This is a genomic window from Bacteroides zhangwenhongii (assembly GCF_009193325.2).
Classification (GTDB): Bacteria; Bacteroidota; Bacteroidia; order Bacteroidales; family Bacteroidaceae; genus Bacteroides; species Bacteroides zhangwenhongii.
This window is the reverse complement of sequence record NZ_CP059856.1, coordinates 325,661-346,729: the sequence shown is the minus strand read 5'-3', so window position 1 is coordinate 346,729 and position 21,069 is coordinate 325,661. Positions and strand designations below refer to the sequence as shown.

General features: G+C 41.8%; 11 protein-coding genes. 8 read left to right on the top strand and 3 right to left on the bottom strand.

The window, feature by feature from the left end; genetic code table 11:
* Positions 1–19: 19 nt before the first annotated feature.
* Complete coding sequence (locus GD630_RS01470) at positions 20–2,302, bottom strand: GH92 family glycosyl hydrolase (RefSeq protein ID WP_143867590.1); 2,283 nt, start codon at positions 2,300–2,302, stop codon at positions 20–22.
* Between the two features lie 210 nt (positions 2,303–2,512).
* On the opposite strand from GD630_RS01470, the gene GD630_RS01465 reads away from it, so the two are divergent.
* The 7 genes from GD630_RS01465 to GD630_RS01435 all read left to right on the top strand — a co-directional run bounded on the left by GD630_RS01465 (position 2,513) and on the right by GD630_RS01435 (position 18,119).
* Positions 2,513–6,550, top strand: a complete 4,038-nt coding sequence (locus tag GD630_RS01465) for a response regulator (RefSeq protein WP_143867588.1) — start codon at positions 2,513–2,515, stop codon at positions 6,548–6,550.
* 160 nt (positions 6,551–6,710) lie between these two features.
* Complete coding sequence (locus GD630_RS01460) at positions 6,711–8,633, top strand: LamG-like jellyroll fold domain-containing protein (RefSeq protein ID WP_143867586.1); 1,923 nt, start codon at positions 6,711–6,713, stop codon at positions 8,631–8,633.
* Positions 8,634–8,650: 17 nt separating this feature from the next.
* Entirely contained in the window at positions 8,651–9,898 is a 1,248-nt protein-coding gene (locus tag GD630_RS01455) for a SusE domain-containing protein (RefSeq protein WP_055279267.1), read from the top strand.
* A 14-nt stretch (positions 9,899–9,912) separates the two neighbouring features.
* Positions 9,913–11,301, top strand: coding sequence for a glycoside hydrolase family 76 protein (locus GD630_RS01450; protein WP_143867584.1), 1,389 nt, complete (start codon positions 9,913–9,915; stop codon positions 11,299–11,301).
* A 32-nt stretch (positions 11,302–11,333) separates the two neighbouring features.
* Positions 11,334–14,579 carry a SusC/RagA family TonB-linked outer membrane protein gene (locus GD630_RS01445; protein WP_143867582.1) on the top strand — a complete coding sequence of 1,082 codons (3,246 nt, stop codon included), beginning with the start codon at positions 11,334–11,336 and terminating at the stop codon, positions 14,577–14,579.
* A 13-nt stretch (positions 14,580–14,592) separates the two neighbouring features.
* Entirely contained in the window at positions 14,593–16,521 is a 1,929-nt protein-coding gene (locus GD630_RS01440) for a RagB/SusD family nutrient uptake outer membrane protein (RefSeq protein WP_143867580.1), read from the top strand.
* Positions 16,522–16,556: 35 nt separating this feature from the next.
* Positions 16,557–18,119 (top strand): LamG domain-containing protein, encoded by a 1,563-nt coding sequence (locus tag GD630_RS01435; RefSeq protein WP_143867579.1) that lies wholly within the window; start codon positions 16,557–16,559, stop codon positions 18,117–18,119.
* Positions 18,120–18,241: 122 nt separating this feature from the next.
* Here the strand turns inward: GD630_RS01435 and GD630_RS01430 are convergent, their stop codons facing one another.
* Together GD630_RS01430 and GD630_RS01425 are read right to left on the bottom strand one after the other, a co-directional pair.
* Positions 18,242–18,511 carry a hypothetical protein gene (locus GD630_RS01430; protein ID WP_055279272.1) on the bottom strand — a complete coding sequence of 90 codons (270 nt, stop codon included), beginning with the start codon at positions 18,509–18,511 and terminating at the stop codon, positions 18,242–18,244.
* A gap of 287 nt (positions 18,512–18,798) precedes the next feature.
* Positions 18,799–20,142 (bottom strand): sigma-54-dependent transcriptional regulator, encoded by a 1,344-nt coding sequence (locus GD630_RS01425; RefSeq protein ID WP_143867576.1) that lies wholly within the window; start codon positions 20,140–20,142, stop codon positions 18,799–18,801.
* An 87-nt stretch (positions 20,143–20,229) separates the two neighbouring features.
* On the opposite strand from GD630_RS01425, the gene GD630_RS01420 reads away from it, so the two are divergent.
* Positions 20,230–21,069, top strand: a complete 840-nt coding sequence (locus GD630_RS01420; RefSeq protein ID WP_007764021.1) for a peptidylprolyl isomerase — start codon at positions 20,230–20,232, stop codon at positions 21,067–21,069.

Below are 21,069 nucleotides of genomic sequence, written 5' to 3'. Positions count from 1 at the left end.
CCCTCAAAAATACGATATTTTATTCAAATGAAAGAGAATAAGGCACGTCTTTTTCTGTAATTCCCCGTTGTTTGTTGGGCTTAGAGCTCATTTGGAATTGAATATTGGCACCTTTCATCAGTTGGTCATGTGTAAGATAATTGCGGGAGTATGATTTTCCGTTTATTTTCATATCCTTGATGTAGCAATTGTCGGCTTGATTGTTTTCCGCCTTGATGGTTATTGTCTTCCCGTTTTCCAGATGCAGCTTTGCTGATTTGAACAAAGGAGTCCCCAAGATATATTCATCCGTTCCCGGGCAAACAGGGTAGAAACCTAGTGCGGAGAATACGTACCAAGCGGAAGTCTGTCCGTTATCTTCGTCGCCACAATATCCGTCGGGGGTAGCAGTGTAGAGTTTGTTCATAATTTCGCGTACCCGGTATTGAGTTTTCCAAGGCTCACCGGAATAATTGTAGAGATACACCATGTGTTGAATCGGTTGGTTACCGTGTGCATATTGTCCCATGTTCATTACTTGCATTTCACGCATTTCGTGAATCATGCCGCGACTCTCCATGCCTAGTTTGCCCGGAATCACAAAGACGGAATCCATCATAGTATTAAATTCTTTCTTGCCGCCCATCAAGTTAATAAGTCCTTGTGGGTCATGGAATACACAGAAACTCCAATGCCAGCTGTTCCCCTCGCAGAATTCACCACTCCAGTCTACCGCATCGAAATTACGGTTGAATACTCCTTTGTCATCCTTGCCGACCATCAGTTTGCGTTCCGGATGGTAAACATTCTTATAGTTCAAGGCGCGTTTCTTGTAAATGTCGATTTCACCGGCCGGTTTCCCTAGCTTTTTACCTAATGTGTAGATCGCCCAGTCGTTATAAGCATACTCTAGTGTGCGGGCTACGTTTTGTCCGATTCCTATGTTATTGGCTACATATCCTAGCTTGTTGTAAGATTCGTAACCGAGACGACCGGAAGCAGTACCTTGAAGATGGGCATTCGTGCCATGTTTCAGCGCCTCCCAAAGCACCTCAATATCATATCCCCGTAAACCTTTGATGTAAGCATCGGCTACTACAGAAGCCGAGTTGTTGCCTACCATACAATCCCGATGACCGGGACTGGCCCATTCCGGCAGGAAGCCGCTTTCTTTGTAAGCATTCACCAATCCCTCCTGCATTTTCAGGTTCATCGACGGATACATTAGATTGAGAAAAGGAAACAAGCAACGGAATGTGTCCCAAAATCCGGTGTCGGTGAACATATAACCGGGAAGCACTTTGCCATTGTAGGGACTGTAATGCATCACTTGCCCTTTTGCATCTATCTCGTAAAAACTGCGTGGAAAAAGCATGGAACGGTATAGGCAAGAATAGAAGGTGCGTAGATTGTCAATGTTGTCGTCCTCAATCTCTATTTTACTCATCTCACGATTCCAGACGGCTTTTCCATTGCTTACTAGTTGGTCGAAGGTATGATTGCCGAGTTCTTTGAGATTGAGTTCCGCCTGTTCCGGACTGATAAAAGAAGAGGCAACACGGGCATGAACTATTTCACCTTTTTTTGTGGCAAATCCGATGATAGCGCCAGTGTGGTTTCCTTTTACTTCCGTTTCATTCGGAAGAATATTATTTTCGGAAACTGCGGAAACAAATGTGAACGGTTTGTCGAAGTAAATGACAAAGTAGTTCTTGAAGTTTTCCGGTACACCGCCACTGTTTTTTGTCGAATAACCGATAATTTTGTTTTCTTCCGGAATTACTTTTACATAAGAACCCTTATCGAATGCGTCTACGATAACGTAGGAATTCTTGGTCTCCGGATATGTGAAACGGAACATCACGGCACGTTCGGTAGGGGCGAGTTCGGTGGTCACATCATGATCGGCCAGATACACCTTATAATAATAAGGTTTGCTCACTTCCGCTTTGTGGGAGAACCAACTGGCACGTCGGTCTTGGTCGAATACCAGTCCGCCTGTGATAGGCATGATGGCAAACTGACCGTAGTCATTCATCCAGGGACTGGGTTGGTGGGTTTGCTTGAATCCCCGAATTTTGTCGGCATTATATGTGTATGCCCAGCCATTACCCATCTCACCGGTCTGCGGTGTCCAGAAATTCATCCCCCACGGCAATGCTGTGGCGGGATATGTATTCCCGGTAGACAATTCAAACTTGGATTGAGTACCTACCAGAGTACTGACATAATCTACCGGGTTCTTTACGGCAGAAGATTGCAGGCTGTATAGTACGGCACTTCCAAGAAATAACAAGTGTTTAAATGAAAAATGTGTTTTCATGAACAAATGAATTTATAGATTTGAAAATAATTTCTACGACGAAAATAGGGAGAAAAGAGATGTGCTTTTAGGAATAGTAGAGCTAAATCGTCTCTTGTCGCTAGAATGAACTACTCTGGCACGGAACTTTACTTATATTCTCGCCAAAAAAGAACCGGAAATATTTTTTTGTTTACCTTTGTCATATAGCAAACCCAAGAAAAATGCACTATGAGAAGACCATTCGTTTTTATCTGTTTATGTATCCTTAATTTGTTGATATATAATGCATCTGCATATAATCTAAAGCAGATTGCTGATAAGGAATATATGTCTAACAGTTCTATTACATCTCTTTGCCAGGATGAGCGCGGACTGATGTGGATCGGTACTTGCGACGGACTGAACATTTATGATGGACAGGAGATTGAGGAATTTAAAATCCGTGACAAGGAGGATTACTTGTCCGGTAATTTGATTGACAATATAGTATATACAGGCGAAGATATTTACTGGATTCAAACCTACTATGGTTTGAACCGTTTGGATCGGAGAACGAATGCTATTACGCACTATAATGAGTTTCAGAAACTTTTTTTTATGAATAAGGATAATAACGGTAACCTGTTCATTATTCAGGATAGCAACTGCATCTATTACTATCACAAAAAGGAGGGTGTTTTTAGAAAAATCAATATTACGGGAATCCCTATTTCCGACATTGTGGACTTCTTTATTGACGCCACTAATCGGATGTGGGTAGTTATGAAAGGATACAATCGCTGTTATGACATACAGCAGGAGCCTACTTCGGGGGATATCACCCTATTGCCTCAAAAGACCGGATTGATTTATCGCACTTCGTTGATTTATTGTTTTAATGATGCGGAATCTCTTTATTATATTGATAAGGATTATAACTTTTATGCTTTCCATATTCCGACACAGAAAAATGAGTTTATAGCTAATCTTGAGAAGGAGATACAGACACGAGGAAAGGTTTCTTCTATCGTTCATTATCATGATAGTTTCTTTGTAGGGTTCTTGATGGATGGCATTCTATTGTTGGAAAAGCAAAAAAATACGAGCCATTACCGGATTCAACCGTTACCGGTCAATAGTGGTGTGTTCTGTCTCAAGAAAGACCGTTTTCAGGATATTGTCTGGATCGGTACGGACGGGCAAGGTGTATATCTTTATTCCAATCCCCTCTATTCCATTAAATCGGTAGTACTTGGTAATTATACTGAAAAAATAGAACGCCCTGTACGTGCTTTGTTACAAGATGATGAACGTACGTTCTGGGTCGGGACAAAAGGCAATGGTATCCTTAAAATCTATGATTATGAGGTTGATAAGAATTTATCCGATTGCCGGGCGGAGGTTTTGACTACCTCCAATAGTGCCTTGAGTAGCAATGCTGTTTATTGTTTTGCCCGAAGCCATCGCAATTTGTTGTGGATAGGAGAAGAAGAAGGGTTGACCTATTACTCGTATCGGGAAAAACGTATTAAGCGTCTGCCGGTGCGGATAGGGAATGAAGAGTTCAAGTACATACATGATATTTACGAAACGGCAGACTCCGAACTCTGGCTGGCAAGTGTCGGGATGGGAGTTGTGAGAGCTCGTATTGCCGGGACGCCGGATAATCCGCTCATTGTAGATGCCCAACGTTACATTATTAATGACGGTGAACTGGGATCGAATTATTTCTTCACTATTTATGCGGAGAATGAAGCTAATTTATTATTTGGTAATAAGGGATATGGAGTTTTCCGTTTTAATAAAACAACTAATGGGTTGGAGCCTGTATCTACTCATAAGTATGAAAACATGACTTTGAACAATATACTTGCCATCAGTAAGGACAGTAGTAATAATTATCTGTTTGGAACAAGTTACGGGCTGATAAAATATACTTCGGAAACTTCTTATCAGCTTTTTAATGCTAAGAATGGCTTTTTGAATAATACGGTTCATGCTATTCTCAAAAATTCTCCTGATAATTTCTGGTTAAGCACTAACCTGGGATTAATTAACTTTGATACAAAGCGGAATGTGTTTCGTTCGTATGGCTTCAGCGATGGTTTGAAGGTTGTGGAGTTCAGTGATGGCGCTGCTTTTCGTGACCCCGACACCGGTACACTATTCTTTGGAGGAATCAACGGTTTTGTTGCAATCCGGGCAGACGGTCGTCCCGAACAGCTTTATATGCCTCCGGTTTATTTCGATAAGTTGTCAATCTTTGGTAAACAATACAATCTGGGAGAATTCCTTACTCGGAAAGAAGAAACTGAGGTATTGAATTTGCAGTATGATCAGAATTTCTTCTCTGTTTCGTTCGCTTCTGTGGATTATCTGAATGGTAATAACTGCACCTATTTTTATAAATTGAAAGGGCTGAGCGACCAATGGGTGAATAATGGTTCGGAAAGTGCTGTATCCTTTACCAATATGGCTCCCGGCGAATATACGCTGTTAGTGAAATATTATAATAGCGTTTTTGATAAGGAAAGCGATGTTTACTCTTTGGTTATCCGCATAGGTGATCCCTGGTATGCTTCCTGGTGGGCTTACTTAATTTATGCTTTATGCTTGCTCTTGCTGGCGGGCTTGTTGATTCGTTCATTTATATTGCGTTCGAAGCGTAAGAAACAGGAATTGCTGAATGAAATAGAGAAACGCCATCAGAAGAATGTATTTGAATCCAAGCTTCGTTTCTTTACTAATATAGCGCATGAGTTCTGTACACCATTGACTTTGATTTATGGTCCTTGTGGACGAATTCTTTCATCAAAGGGACTTAGCAAATTTGTGGCTGATTACGTACAGATGATTCAGACGAATGCCGAACGTCTCAATAATCTGATTCACGAACTGATTGAATTCCGTCGTATTGAAACTGGTAACAGGGAAGTGCGTGTGGAGTCGCTGAATGTATCCTCTATTATGAAAGGAATAGCCAAAACTTTTGTGGAGATGGCTAAATCCAGAAATATTACTTTCTTGAGCAAGATACCCGAACAAGTGATGTGGAACTCTGATAAAGGCTTCCTGAATACTATTATCATAAATCTGATTTCGAATGCGTTTAAATATACTCCTGAGGGGCAAGGCATTAAGATAGAACTTGATACGACCGAAGAAAATGTGCTGATTCTTCGTGTGGCAAATGAGGGGAGTAGCATTAAGGAGAAGGACTTCCAGTATATCTTCAACCGGTATGCTATTTTAGATAATTTCGAAAATCAGGATGAAAGGAATTTCTCGCGCAACGGATTGGGGCTGGCCATCTCTTATAATATGGCAAAACTGCTGAATGGTACTTTAAAGGTGGAAAATACGTCTGACGGATGGGTGATGTTTACATTGACTTTGCCGATGATGGAGTTGACTACCGGAATGCAGGAGATAAAACAAGCTACGGCGGAATATATTCCTAAAATCGATACCCAGCCAATCTTGAAACTTCCTCAATATGAATTTGACAAAATGCGTCCGACGCTTCTTGTAGTCGACGATGAAATAGAAATGTTATGGTTTATAGGAGAGATCTTTTCCGGAGATTTCAATGTGGTTACTTTGCAGGATCCTGAACGGCTCGATCAGGTAATGAATGAGGTTTATCCGAATGTGATCATTTGTGATGTCATGATGCCTGGAGTCGGTGGCATTGAATTGACACAACGGATAAAGTCTGTGAAAGAAACGGCACATATTCCTATTATTATCGTATCCGGACGGCACGAAATGGAACAGCAAATGGCAGCTCTTTCTGCCGGTGCGGAGATGTATATAACCAAACCGTTTAGTGCGGAATATCTTCGTATTTCAGTGTGTCAGGTGATGGAACGAAAAGAGATCCTGAAGAATTATTTCAGTTCACCGATCAGCTCTTTTGAGAAGTCGGATGGAAAGTTGACACATAAAGAGTCGAAGAAGTTTCTTCAGTCTGTTCTGAAGATTATTAATGATAATATAACAAACAAGGAATTAACGCCACGTTACATCGCCGATCGGTTGGCTATCAGCCCACGAAGTCTGTATCGGAAGATGGAAGAGATAGGGGAGGACAGTCCGACTGATTTGATAAAAGAGTGCCGTTTGCACATAGCGAAAGATCTGTTGCTGACCACAAAAAAGACAATTGATGAAATTGTGTTCGACTCGGGCTTCTCTAATAAAGTTACTTTCTTCAAGGCGTTTCGTGAGAAGTATGATTGTACGCCAAAAGAGTTTAGGATGAAGCAGTTGGAGGAGGTAAAATAGGAAGTAAATATCCGTGTTAATGTAGTAAATATCCGTGCCAAAAGGTAAAAAAGGAGGTTTAATCTTCTTTTGATAGAGTTTAGGGATTTTATCTTTGCTCCATCGAAGTTTTTAAGTAGATAAACTCGATAAGGTATTAATTTATTTAATCTTTAATCTAATGAAAAGGAAACTTAGTTTTTTATTTCTCTCAGCATTAACCATTCCATTTTTGATGGTTTCTTGTAGTGATGATAAAGAAGAACAGGAAGTGAAACCGGCAGCCGATTTAGTGGTTGATAATAGCTCGGTAACATTGCTGCAAGGAGACGAAATTACGGTGGGTATCACCTCCGGTAATGGCGATTATTATGTGAAACCGTTCGATGAAAGTGTGGCTACGGCTACTGTGAATGGCAATAAGGTAACCATTAAAGCTATGGAAAATAGTGAGCTTGAAGAAAATAACCGTACAGAAACCACCGTATTGGTGATAGACGGGCGTAAGAAAGTTGCTAGAATTCAGGTGCAGGTTGCCAAGCTTTGGAATTTGACTGTCGATACGCCGGAAGAGGGCTTCGATTTGTTTATCGGTGAAAAACGTTTGATTAAGATTCTGACTGGTAATGGCGATTATCAGATATCTGTGCCGGAAGGTGCCGATAAGTATCTGGAAGTGGGTGAGCTTTCCGGACAGACGTTCCCGGTGACAGCCAAGTTTGAGACGGAGACAGATCATCCGATTGAAATAACGATCACAGATAAGAAAGATAAAACAGTTGTTATTCCTATTGTGGTGAATATTGTTGATTTAACATTGAAAAGTAATGACGCTATTTTTGCTGAGCCGGATGCCGAGTCGCAATATATCGCTATTGAAAAAGGTAATGGCGGATATACTTTTACCTATCAGGTGGAAGGTGGGGAACCGACTGCGGATGCGACCATTGTTGAGGCTTCGGAAGATGAAAATTTGATTACACTAAAGCCTAAAGCCAGAGGTGATGTAAAGGTGATAGTGACAGATCAGAAAGGATCAGAAGAAGTGATTGCGGTGAAAGTGAACCCGTATAAGCTCAAAGCAAGTGTGGAGACTGTATCAATTGGAGGCTTTAAAGCTTCAACGGAATTTTCGATTGTGAAAGGTAATGGTGAATATGTCTTACAGGCGTTGTCGGAAGCAGATCAAGAATTGATGGATGTAATAGTTTTAGATGAAGGAACTTATAAAGTGACAGCAAAAAAACTAGGGGCTACAAATCTTGTTATTACAGACCAAGCCGGTGAAAAATTGACGTTACCGGTGAGCGTAAATCCGGTGGCTGCCGATATCGGAGGCGATCGTTATTTTTATATGGATGTAAAGAACCTGAACCACAGAATTCCGGAACTAGGTTTGCAGCATTTAAGTCAGGTGACTTATGAAATAATTTTTTATCCTAATGATACACGTGGCTTACAAACTTTTATGGGATTGGAAGGTAACTTATTGTTACGTTCGGAGGAAGGACGTGATACTAATCCGCATTTCCAAATAGCCTTTAAAGCTAATGGTCTTAGTAATCCATATTTGTTGAGTGAGCAGGTTGTCTATTCAGACCGTAAAGATGCTAATGCTAAAAAACCGGGTAAATGGTATCATGTCGCGTTGGTCTATGATGGAACACAACCGAATATCATGGAGGCATATAAGCTCTATATAAATGGAGTACCGGAGAAACTAACTGGGAAAGAGGACTATAGTAATAAGGCTCCCAATAGTTCAATGGACTTAACGATTATGAATGCTGATAATTATTTCATGATAGGACGTGCAAATAATAATGATTATCGTAATGGGTTGATACGTGTTTATCAGGCCCGTATCTGGAAAACAGCTCGAACGGAGCAGGAAATAAAGGAAAATTTATGTGAATTGAAATCCGGATACAATACGGATGATTTGGTAGGATATTGGATATTCTCCGATGGTATTGAAAAGTCTGAATATGAGGACTTATCAGGACATGAGATGAATGCAAAAGTTGGTGATCATAATGGCGCAAAACCTTCTACTATCGCAGCAGATCGCTATAAACCGGTAGAATGTCCCCATTCATACTAAACAAGAAATGTAATAACATGAGAAACAATATGATAACAAAGAATTTAATCAAATTTGCCCTGCTGTTTTGTCTTATCGGTCTGACGGCTTGTGACAATAAGTTGAATCCTGGATTTGATCCGGATGATTATGAACCGATTGTTCCGCCTGAACCGGTCCGGACGATGGATGCAATGGCTAGTGGTGAGCGAGTTGTGCTTTCGGGGGCATCACTCACGGATATCACACTGAAGTGGACTCCTACCGAAGCGCATGGTAACACTGTATATCGTTATGAAGTATTGATTGACACCATCGGAGGTGACTTTACAAAACCTGTAGAGACGGTCTTTTCTGATAATAACGGTTTGGAACCTCAACTGACTTTGACGCATTATCAAGCAAATACGATTGGTAAATTGGCTAAGTTCCGTTGTAATACTAATGGTACTTTGCGTTGGAAAGTCCGTGCATATTGCGGATTAGATCAAGCACTAAGCAGTCTGGAGGGGTATTTCGTTATTTTTATGATGGATGGCATTGATGATCTACCAACGGAAACTGAGCCTGTTTACATTACCGGTGTAGGAACGGAAGATAACGGAGATGAGGCGGAAGCGCAACAGATGCTTCGTCAGAATGATGGAATTTATCAGACTTTCACCCAACTGAAAGCTGAACAGCCCTTTGTATTTATGTCTACAGTCGGGGGACGCAAATGCTATTATTATGTAGATGATAATGGTGTATTGCGTGAGCGTAACAACGATGAGGATTACACGATTACTGTGCCTAAATCAGGCATCTACCGTATCACTATCAATATGGGTGAACAGACTATCAGTTATGATGAAATAGGGGAGGTTTATCTCTATAACCACTCTGGAGGATATAAAAAGACTTTTGACTATTTAGGACAAGGTAAATGGGGAGTGAAGAATTATACCGCACAGAAAAAGAAAGAAGATTGGGCGGGAAGTGGTGAAACTCGTCATAGCTTTAAAATGGAGATAAACGGAACAACCTATCGCTGGGGACATAAAGATAGAGATAAGGGACAACCGAATTTGTCGACAGATAAGAGCTATTATAATCTGTACCAGCTTGCGTTGGGTACAGACCCATGGGACTACAGTTTCCGTTTCTGTGATGAATTGCTCCAATGGGGTGAAATACAGGGAAATATCTTTTATGCTACAGTGAAGACAGATGTTACTCTTTATTTCAATGCAGAATTTGGAACTTATACCCATCGTTGGGTAGCTTCGGAAACGAATAAAGATTAAAACTGAATAATAATATGAAGAACTATATATCATTATCAAAAAAAGCATTACTGCTTGGTGGTGCGTTTGTAATGTTCACTTCTTGTGATGACGGAGATCTGGCGGATATCTACAAAGGGAGCTCCTCCGGTGAATATGTGTCGGATGTTAATTGGACAGAGGCCGCCAATAAGAGTACGGAAACTTATATCAAGTATTTCTTTGAGAATGCCGGTGGGCGGAATACTTTTGCGGGAGAGATCTATTGGGAGAAACCGAATACACCGGAAACCGGAGAGCCGGTGAGTACGGGCGGTAGTGGCGGATGGTCACAGGGACACGCATTGGATATAGTGACAGACGCTTATGTGCGCCATGCGGATAATCCCGAGTATCAGACTTATCTGTATGAAAATATCATGAAACCTTTCTTGCCGGCTTTCGATGAATGGAACAGGACTTGCGGTTATGGAGGTAATGATTTCTGGAATAACTTTTATGATGATATGGAGTGGATGGCATTGGCTTGTCTGCGCGTATACGAGTTGACAGGAGATCAAGATTATTACAGTGCTTTGATGAAGATGTGGGATCATATCAAAGGAGCAAAGAATGATTATAAAGGTGTAGGAGGAATGGCATGGAAAACAGATCTGCCGGCCTCGCGTATGTCCTGTTCAAATGGTCCCGGATGTCTTCTGGCTATGAAGTTGTATCAACTGACTGTGACGGAAGCCAAAGACGGATGGGAGGATAAAGCCGCTTATTATTTGAATTTTGCTAAAGAAGTATACAATTGGATGACTGCTTATTTGTGTGATACTTCTACCGGTCAGGTATATGATAATCTGGGCATTAGAGATGATGGTACTCCGGGCGATCCGGATAAGGTGGCTCTGTCTTATAATCAGGGTACGTTTATGGCTTCTGCTTTGGCTTTGTATAATGCTACCGGTGAAGAAGAGTATCTTCGTAATGCTGTTGCTTTCGGTTCTTATCAGGTAAATAAGAAGATGGATTCCAATTATCCGGTTTTCAGTGGAGAAGGAAATTCGGGGGATAATCTTTTGTTTCGTGGCATATTTGTCCGTTACTTCCTGGATATGGTGAAACAGCCTGTCAGCAGCCTTTATCCGGAAAAGACAAAGACTAAATTTATCGCAGCATTGCGTAGTTGTTCCGATGTACTTTGGACATTGGCTCACCCTGAAGGTTATTATGTATGGGAATATGATTGGGCAAAGGCACCTACCTTTGGTAATCGTAACAATAGGGAAGACCGTCTGACAATCTCTCTGAATGCGGAAGTGCCCGGAGCGACACTGATTGAGATTCGTGCCCGATATGAAGATTGGGTACAAGGTAAAACTACCGAGAAAGCCAATTGGATTGGACCGGAGTTCGGAAAGAAAGCAGAGGAATAAGATTCATTATACATAGAAAATCGAAAAGAAAGATGAAACATATAAGAAGAAATATTTGTCTGATGGCTGTTTCTTGCGTTCTGCTGGCAAGTGCCCCTACGCAAAGTATGGCGCAAACAGGCAGAACGGCAAGGACACAAGCTTCTCAAAATCAAAAGATAATGGTGTCCGGTACAGTATTGGATAAGACGACAAATGAGCCTTTGATTGGTGTATCTGTTGTAGTGAAAGGAGTGGCTAATGCTGGTACGATTACCGATATGGACGGTAAGTTTACGTTGAAGTTACCATATGCGGAAGCTCCGTTGGTTTTTTCCTATCTGGGATACCAACCGCAGGAAATTATTCCTGGTGCTAAAAAAGAGCTGACTGTCTTGTTGCAGGAAGATACAAAAGCCTTGCAGGAGGTGGTGGTAGTAGGTTACACTAAGCAGCGTAAGGAGACGATGGTCGGTTCGGTAGCTACGATTACCACAAAAGACTTGACACAGAGTCCTACAGCTAATATTAACAATGCACTTGCCGGACGTTTGCCGGGTTTGGTCGTCAATCAATATGCCGGTGGTGAACCGGGAGTTGACCAAAGTGAATTGTTTATTCGTGGTAAGGCGACTTACGGTAACCAGAGTGCTATTGTCATTGTCGACGGAATCGAACGTGACATGAGTTATCTTGCACCGGATGAAATAGAAACGTTTACTATTTTGAAAGATGCTTCTGCAACGGCCGCTTACGGTATTCGTGGCGCGAACGGTGTGATAGTCATTACAACTAAACGTGGTAAAGCTGCCGAGAAAGCAACCGTAAACCTGAAAGCTTCTATCGGTATCAATCAGCCTATTGGATTTCCTGAGTATTTAGGTTCTGCCGATTATGCGACTTTGTATAATGAAGCGCGGTTGAATGATGCGAAGATGACAGGAGCTGATGTAAGCAGTTTGAATCTTTTTTCACAACAGGCTATTGATAACTTCCGCCGTGCCAAAGGAGATAATTCCGATGGATTGGGATATGATTGGGATTATTACGATTTTGCTTTTAAACCTGGTATGCAGGAAGATGTCAGCCTCTCTATACGTGGTGGTACGGACAAAGTACGCTATTATGTGCTAGCTAATTATTTCTCACAAGGAGGCAACTATAAGTATTCGGATGCCGGTGAATATGATTCACAGACCAGATTCACACGTTACAACTTTCGTTCGAATATTGATATTAACATTAATCGTTATTTGAGTACTCGTCTGGATTTAGGTGCCCGTATTACCGACCGTAACGCACCGGGTACGACTGCCGGTCGTTTGATGACAATTTGTGCGACACAGCCTCCTTATCTGCCTATTTTGGTAGAGGAAAACTCCCATCCGCAGAATGAAGAATACATACAGCAGAATTCTCGTGGTATGCTTTATGGCGATAACATTTATCGCTACAATATTCTGGGAGAATTGAGCCGCACCGGTTATCTGAATGAAAAGAATACTTATCTGAACGGTAGTTTTGCCATGAATCTGGATATGGGATTTCTGACGAAAGGGTTAAAAGCAGAGATAATGTTTTCTTATGACGCTTCCGAAGGACGTTGGATTAACCGTAAGCTGGATACTTATAAAGACGGTTACCGTGAATATCCGAAATATGCTACGTTTATGCCGATTGAAGGTTCTGACGCTTATATGGAAGGAGGACACTATACCGGTGCTTACAAGACCGGCAATAAGTATGACATAGACCAGACCATCGGTAACGGGTTCAGCCACAATGCTTCTGACGGGCGGACGTATATACAGGCACGTGTGGACTACAATAGAGTATTTAAGGATCGTCATGAAGTGACGGCCATGTTACTGGCCAATCGTGGTAACCGTACAGTCAATAATGAGTTAGCTTATCATAGCCAGGGTATTACCGGACGTTTTGCCTACTATTACAACCAGAAATATCTGATGGAGTTCAATTGCGGTTATAATGGTTCCGAGAATTTCGCTCCGGGTAAACGCTATGGATTCTTTCCTGCCGGTTCTATCGGTTGGGTTATTTCGGAGGAGCCTTTTATGAAAAAAGCCTCTTGGATTGACTTCTTGAAAGTAAGGGCTTCTTATGGATTGGTAGGTAGCGATAATGTAAGCAGCCGTTTTCCTTATTTGGCTTTCTACGGCGGAGGTAGCGGTTATCACTTCGGAAATAATTTCGGTACTGAGGTCGGCGGCACTTCTGAAGGAAATTTGGCGAATGAGAATCTGACATGGGAGAAGGCCCGTAAATTGAATGTCGGTATTGACTTTACTACGTTGAATCAACGCTTGGCTTTGACTGTTGATGCCTTCTATGAATATCGCTTCGATATTATTACGGATATGAACGGTGACGGTATCATGGGGTATCCAGATATCGTAGGTAAAGATGCGGCTTTACAGAATCTGGGTGAAGTCAGTAACCGAGGTGTGGATGTAGAGTTGAGCTGGAACGATAAGATTGGAAAAGATTTTCGTTATTATATCCGTCCGAATCTTACTTTTTCCCGTAACCGTCTGGAGTATAAAGCGGAAGTTGCCCGTAAGAACTCCTGGCGTAAGGAGACAGGCAAACGTCTGTATGAGAACTTTGTTTATGTGTTCGACCATTTCGTAGCCAATCAGGATGAAGCCGACCGTCTGAATAAGATTGGGTATCAACCGTGGGGACAATTGATTCCGGGAGATGTGGTATATAAAGATTTAGACCGCAATGGAGTGATTGACGATGAAGACCGTACGGCAATGGGAAATCCTCGTAGCCCGGAGTTGATGTTCGGTATTCCTTTCGGTTTCCAATATAAGAATTTTGACTTTAGCGTATTGTTGCAGGGAGCAACTAATACTTCTATCTTGCTGAATGGGGCTGCCGTATTTGACTTCCCGCAGTTTGAACAGGATAAGATCGGCCGTGTGAAGAAGATGCACTTGGACCGGTGGACACCGGAGACTGCTGCTACTGCCAAATATCCGGCGCTGCACTATGGAACGCATGATAATAATAAGAACGGGAACAGCAGTTTATTCTTGTATGATGCTTCCTATCTTCGTCTGAAAAATGTGGAAATAGGTTATAATGTATCTCCTAATTGGTTGCGTAAGTTCCACGTACAACAGGCTCGTATCTACGTGCAAGGTTTGAATCTGCTGACTTTCGATAAATTGGGGGATGTGGATATAGACCCGGAAACGAAATCCGGTGATGGAGCTTCTTGGTATCCGATTCAAAAGGTATTCAATTTCGGTATTGATATTACATTCTAAATAAGATAGAAATATGAAAAAGTTATATAGATATTCAACAATCGTGTTCTCAGTCCTGTCGTTGTCTCTCACTTCGTGCAGTGACTACTTGGACCGTGACGACGATGATAACATAACGGAAGCGGACGTATTTGCCCGTTACGAAAAAGTGAACGGACTAGTTTCCGATGTATATGCGGCTGCAAAGAAAGCAGACCGTCCGCTGGTATTCTTCGAACACTTCAGCAACAGTGCCATTACGGACGAATGTGAAGGAACCAATGTAGAAGGAAACATTACGAATAACTTCAATAACGGTGCCTGGAATCCGAATTCTTTGCCCGGTAGCGTAGGGCAATATTGGGAGGCTCTTTATGAAGGCATCCGTAAGGCGAACCTGATTATAGAAAATGTGGAGAAATACAATACTCCCGACAATCCTCAGCAAGATGGTGACTTGCGCAACCGCATCGGAGAGATGTATTTTATGCGTGGCTATTTTCACATGTTGTTGATGCGTATGTATGGAGAAGCTCCTTATATTGATTATGTGGTTCATGCGGGAGATAATATGGACTTTAAGAAAGAATCGGTTCATGCGATGGTAGAAAAGATTGTGGCGGATGCACAGACTGCTTATAGCATGGTGCCTAATAAATATGTGAAAACTTCCGAGAACTTTGGTCGTGTAGATAAAGGTGCTTGTCTGGGGTTGATTGCTTTTGTCCGGTGGGTTGCCGCTACTCCATTGTGGAACGGTGCTTCTCAGTATGGATATAATCTGCGCCGTGTATTTGAGAATGAATATGCGTATGATATCAATCGTTGGAGAAGGGCGAAAGAAGCCGCTAAGGCTGTTATGGATTTTGAGGTTGGTGGAACAAAGCGTTATTCTCTCTATACCAAACATGATGCGAATGATTTTAAAGACCCTGCTGACGGTAATCTGAATGATAGCCGTGTATATGCCCGTTTGTGGGATATGTTCTATGATATGGACGCGTTTGCTAATGAGTATGTATTCTTTATGACGAAAAGTAAGGATCAAGCTTGGCAGGGCGATATCTATCCACCTAGCCGTGAAGGTAGCTCACGTCAGCAGCCCGTGCAGGAACAAGTGGACGAATATGAATATATTGTAGGTGATTATGGTTATCCGGTCTATTCAGCGGAAGCCCGCAAGGGTGGCTATGATGATGCGAACCCATATGTGAAAGGAACTCGTGACCCGCGTTTCTACCGTGATATTATTTATCACGGTGCTCCTTACCGTAATAACAATAATGAGTCGAAGATAATTAATACTGCTAGTGGTTCCGATAAGATTGGGGCAACCAATGCGACTACTACAGGGTATTATTTGCGTAAGTTCCAGCAAGAGTCTTGGAATAAGTCGGGTAACTTCAGTATCAATGCGCCTGCTATCTGGCGTCTGCCTGAGTTTATCTATATTTATGCAGAGGCTTGCAATGAGTTGGGAGAAGATATAGATGAGGCTTATAAACAGGTGAATATAGTTCGTGAACGTTCATTCATGAAACCGATGCCGCCGGAAGTGAAGACTAATCAGCGTTTGATGCGTGAATATATTCAGCGTGAACGCCGTGTGGAACTCTTTTATGAGGGAAAACGGCCTTGGACCTGTCGTTTGTATTTGGAACCGACCAGTAAGGAGGAACTGGCAAAAGAAAGTCTTTGGAAGTCCAGCGCAAGTGATAATTCAAAACGCACACAGAAGTATTGGGCTGCCAATAACGGTGCATTGCCTCGTTGCCAGCGAATGATTAACGGTATGCGTCCGGTGCAAGATGAGAATGGTGCAATTTCTGTTGGCGGTGTGAAATACAGGATGGAACGTTTCTGTGTGGAAGAACGTGTTTTCTCTATTCAGCATTATTTATTCCCTATTCGTCAGAGTGAATTACAGAAGACACCGTCTATTGAGCAAAATCCCGGATGGTAAACGATAGGAATGTATAACTTAAAAAAGAAAATCAGATGAAACGAATCTATACATATATGTGTCTGTTGCTTTTGTCCGTATGCTCGTTTGCCGTTGCAGGATGTGACGACGATGATGATAACGGTGTTGCTAAAGATTTGATAGAGGTGATAGTAAATAAACCGGTGGTACGTATCGGTCAGAATGAAGAAGTCAAGGTGAATATAGTGGTGGGAAATGGAGACTATACAGTGAGAAGCTTTAACAGTGCGATTGCGACTGCTGCGGTTTCTGGCGAACAGATTATAATAAAAAGTGGTTCGCAGAACGGAGCAACTACTGTGGAGGTGATGGATGGTGAAGGAGTGACTGCTGATATTTCTGTCAATGTAGGTGTATTTGAGTTGGAGGTGAATGAACCTCAAGTTACGTTGGAAGTTGGGGATGAAAAGCAATTGATTGTCAGTATGGGAAATTTCTCCAGTAATGATGAACTCTCCTTTACTGTGGAAGATGAAACTATTGTTAGCATGGTGAATACCGATGTATTCCGTCCTTTCTATACCTTGACAGGATTGAAGAGTGGGCATACAACGGTGACTTTCACAGATCATAAAGGGAAGCAGGCAATAGTTCAGGTGACTGTGAATCCTATTTCTATTGATGTTTCCAACTTGACCCCAAGAGTCGGAGTGAATAATAAAGTAATGATTACCGTAGAAAAAGGAAATGGTGGTTATACTCTGACTGCTGAGGATGAGACGATTGTAGATATACAGCAATTGGATGACACTCATTTCAATTTGGTAGGTAAGAAAGCGGGGGTTACTACAATACTAGTCAAAGATGCGGCAGAACAGGAGTTGAACTTGACTGTAACGGTTGTACAGGCAGATAAAGTGGCATACTTGGGCAGTGGTAACTACTTTAAAGTACCATTTGAATATAATGGTGTGGTAGATGAATCATTAAAGAACTTGAATGCGATAACATTTGAAGCTCGTTTTAATATTGAGTCTTTGAATGGAGATGGGGATGCGCGAATTAATACAATAATGGGGATAGAGAAAATTTTCCTATTGCGTGTAGATATCCATAAAGGTGTTAAAAATGAAGAACGCTTCCTTCAGTTATCAGCAGATGATAAAGGCGGTATCCGTTATGAAGGTTCAACGAAGATAGAAACCAATCAATGGTATGATGTTGCTGTAGTATTGGACGGCAGCAAGAGTGGTAGCGAGCGAATTGCATTGTATGTGAACGGTGTCAAGGAAACTCTCCAACTTTCGAATGGTGAACCGAATAATTTGAAAGATATCAATCTTACTTCTAACTTCTTTATTGGTCAATCTGATGGTAAACGTCGGTTGAATGGTTCTATCAGCTATGCCCGCATTTGGACAGCAGCTTTGTCCGGTGAACAAGTTGCCGGGCAGAGTGGCAAAATCCTGAGTGAAAATAAAGAGGGATTGGTTGCCAACTGGTTGTTCAATAATGGAAACGGTAATACGAAAACGTTTGTTTCTCTTGCAGAAAAGAGTTTTGAAGCGGAAGCTGCCAAAGTTGTTTCGACTTGGAAACCGGATCCTATATTAGAAGAGACTTCTCCGACAGAATGATAGTGAAAAGATAGGATAATAAAAAAGCCATCCCCGGAATAGACGAAGTAGGGATGGCTTTTTTTTGTTGTAGTGTGCTTACTATTCTTCGGCAGACTATGTCCTGCTTGCTGTTGGAAAGGTTATTCCTTGACAGGCTCAGCCGGTTTGTCTTTGGTTGCAGTATCTGCGACTGCTACATCATTGACAAATGCGGTTGATGCACTCAGTTCTGCTTTGGCAGGTTCGTTTTTTTTGGTTACAGTATCTTTTGCTACTGTGTCATTAACGATAACTGCTGCATTAACTTCTGTCTGGGCTGTCACAGCTTTCTCAGAGTTCTGGGCCTTGACAAGGAATGAACCACCACAAACAAACATAAACATTGCTACTACTAATACTAATTTTTTCATAATCGTTTGTTTTAAGACTGTTAGATATATGTTTTCAATTCTCTCTCTTGTGTTAAGGAATTGGTTGTTGCTTTAAACACTGTCCTCTGATAAAGATCAAAGGGTGTGCCAAAAGAAAAGATATATTCGTAAATGTTTGATAATTAGATGTGTAATAGCCGATTAATGACTGCTTCTGTGTGGAATTTACTGAGGAATGTGTGGAAAAAGTGACGGAGAGTGTGGAATTATTCCACACTCTCCGCTTTAAAATTTTCTTCTTGTGTGATTGACAAGAATTGTGGTTACTATAAATCTATATTATATAGCTTCAGCTTATTATATAAAGTCTTCCGGTCAATATCCAACAATTGCGCAGCTTTGCTTTTGTTGTTTCCTGTTTGACGCAATGCTTCCAGAATATGCTCTTTTTCAGTCTCCTCGTTGCGAAGGGCCATATTTGTAGTATTAAATGAGGGAGCCTCCAATAACTCTGTCCCGAGTTCTGCCAATGTGATGAAACTGCCTTGTGCCAATAACGTCGCTCTTTTAACGATGTTCTTCATCTGCCGCAGATTACCCGGCCAATGATAACTTTGTAAAGCCTGCGAGGCTTTCGGATCAAAACCGATCAGATGTTTATCCAGCTCTTTGTTTGCCTGATCGAGGAAGAAGTTGGCAAAAAGCAAAATATCCTCTTTCCGCTCTTTCAAGTCAGGCATTCGTAGGGTAAATTCGTTGATACGATGATAGAGGTCCTCACGGAATGTCCCCTTTTCGATGGCTTGCTCCAGATTCTCGTTCGTTGCGGATATCAAACGAATATCTACCGAAATTTCCTGTGTAGAGCCGACCGGACGTATCTTTCTCTCTTGCAAAGCACGGAGCAATTGTATCTGTACTTCATAACTGAGATTTCCGATTTCATCCAAAAAGATAGTACCGCCGTTGGCTGCGACGAAAGCACCTGTCTTGTCCGTCAACGCTCCTGTAAAGGAGCCTTTCACATGACCGAAAAATTCGGAAGCTGCCAATTCTTTGGGGATGGAACCGCAATCTACGGCAATGAACGGTTTATTGTTCCGCTTGCTGAGTTGGTGGATGCGGTGTGCTACATATTCCTTTCCCGTTCCGCTCGAACCATTGATAAGAACGGACATATTAGTCGGAGCTACCAGACCTACATAATTATAAAGTTGTTTGGCGGCGTCACTCTCTCCTTCCAGATAAGAGTGCTGCCCTTCGTCCGTAGCTTTTGAAGTAGCTTGCGATGAGGAAACTTGTGATGGAGAATCTTGTAAAGCTTCAGATATCTTCTTCAGTAATTCTTCCGGATTCACGGGTTTGGCAATATAATCCCGTGCTCCGAGTTTCATTGCCTGTACGGCGGACTGGATATCCGCATAACCGGTCATAATAATCAGAGGAATGGCTTTTCCCTGTTCATTCATCCATTTCAGTAAATCGATGCCTTCATGATCGGGCAACCGCAGATCTGATAATATCAAATCTACAGTTTGGCTTTCGATATGCTTCCGGGCACGTGCAATGGTACTTACTGATGATACTTCAAATCCTTTTTTGCCTAGCCAGGTTTTGAGCATCATTCCAAAAGTTATATCATCTTCAACGATCAATATGGATCTCATCATGTCAGGTTTTGATTCTTTTAAGTCACAAAGGTAAGAGGATTTAGGCGAAAGTGGTATATTTGCAAACTTAAATTAAATAAAAGCGTTATGAAAAAGATTGTATTGATATTATTAACCATATCGTTTTGCGGACTTACCGCCTGCAAGACCGGAACTAAAAAAGGAGAAGACATGGATAAAGAAACATTGGTAAAGATTGAGACAACTGCGGGAGACATCAAAGTGAAGTTGTATAATGAGACTCCCAAGCATCGTGATAATTTTATTAAATTGGTGAAAGACGGAATGTATGAAGGTACACTGTTTCACCGCGTTATCAAAGATTTTATGATTCAGGCGGGTGACCCGGATTCGAAGAATGCTCCGAAGGGCAAGATGTTGGGTGCCGGTGATGTAGGTTACACCATTCCGGCTGAATTTGTATATCCGAAATTCTTCCATAAGAAAGGCGCTCTCTCGGCAGCCCGTCAAGGAGATAATGTGAACCCGAAGAAAGAGTCTTCCGGCTGTCAGTTCTATATCGTGACAGGAAAAGTTTATAATGATTCTACGTTGTTAAGTATGGAGAGCCAGATGAATGAGAATAAGATTAATGTTATTTTCAATACATTGGCGCAGAAGCACATGAAAGAAATTTATAAGATGCGGAAAGCAAACGATGAAAACGGGCTTTATGACTTGCAGGAAAAACTGTTTGCAGAAGCACAGGAGATGGCTGCCAAGCAACCGGAATTTCATTTCACTCCGGAGCAGATTGAAGCATATACTACAGTAGGTGGTACCCCGCATCTGGATGGTGAGTATACCGTATTCGGCGAAGTAGTGGAAGGGATGGATGTAGTAGACAAAATCCAGCAGGTAAAAACCGACCGTAGCGACCGTCCCGAAGAAGATGTGAAGATAATAAAAGCGACCATACTTGACTAA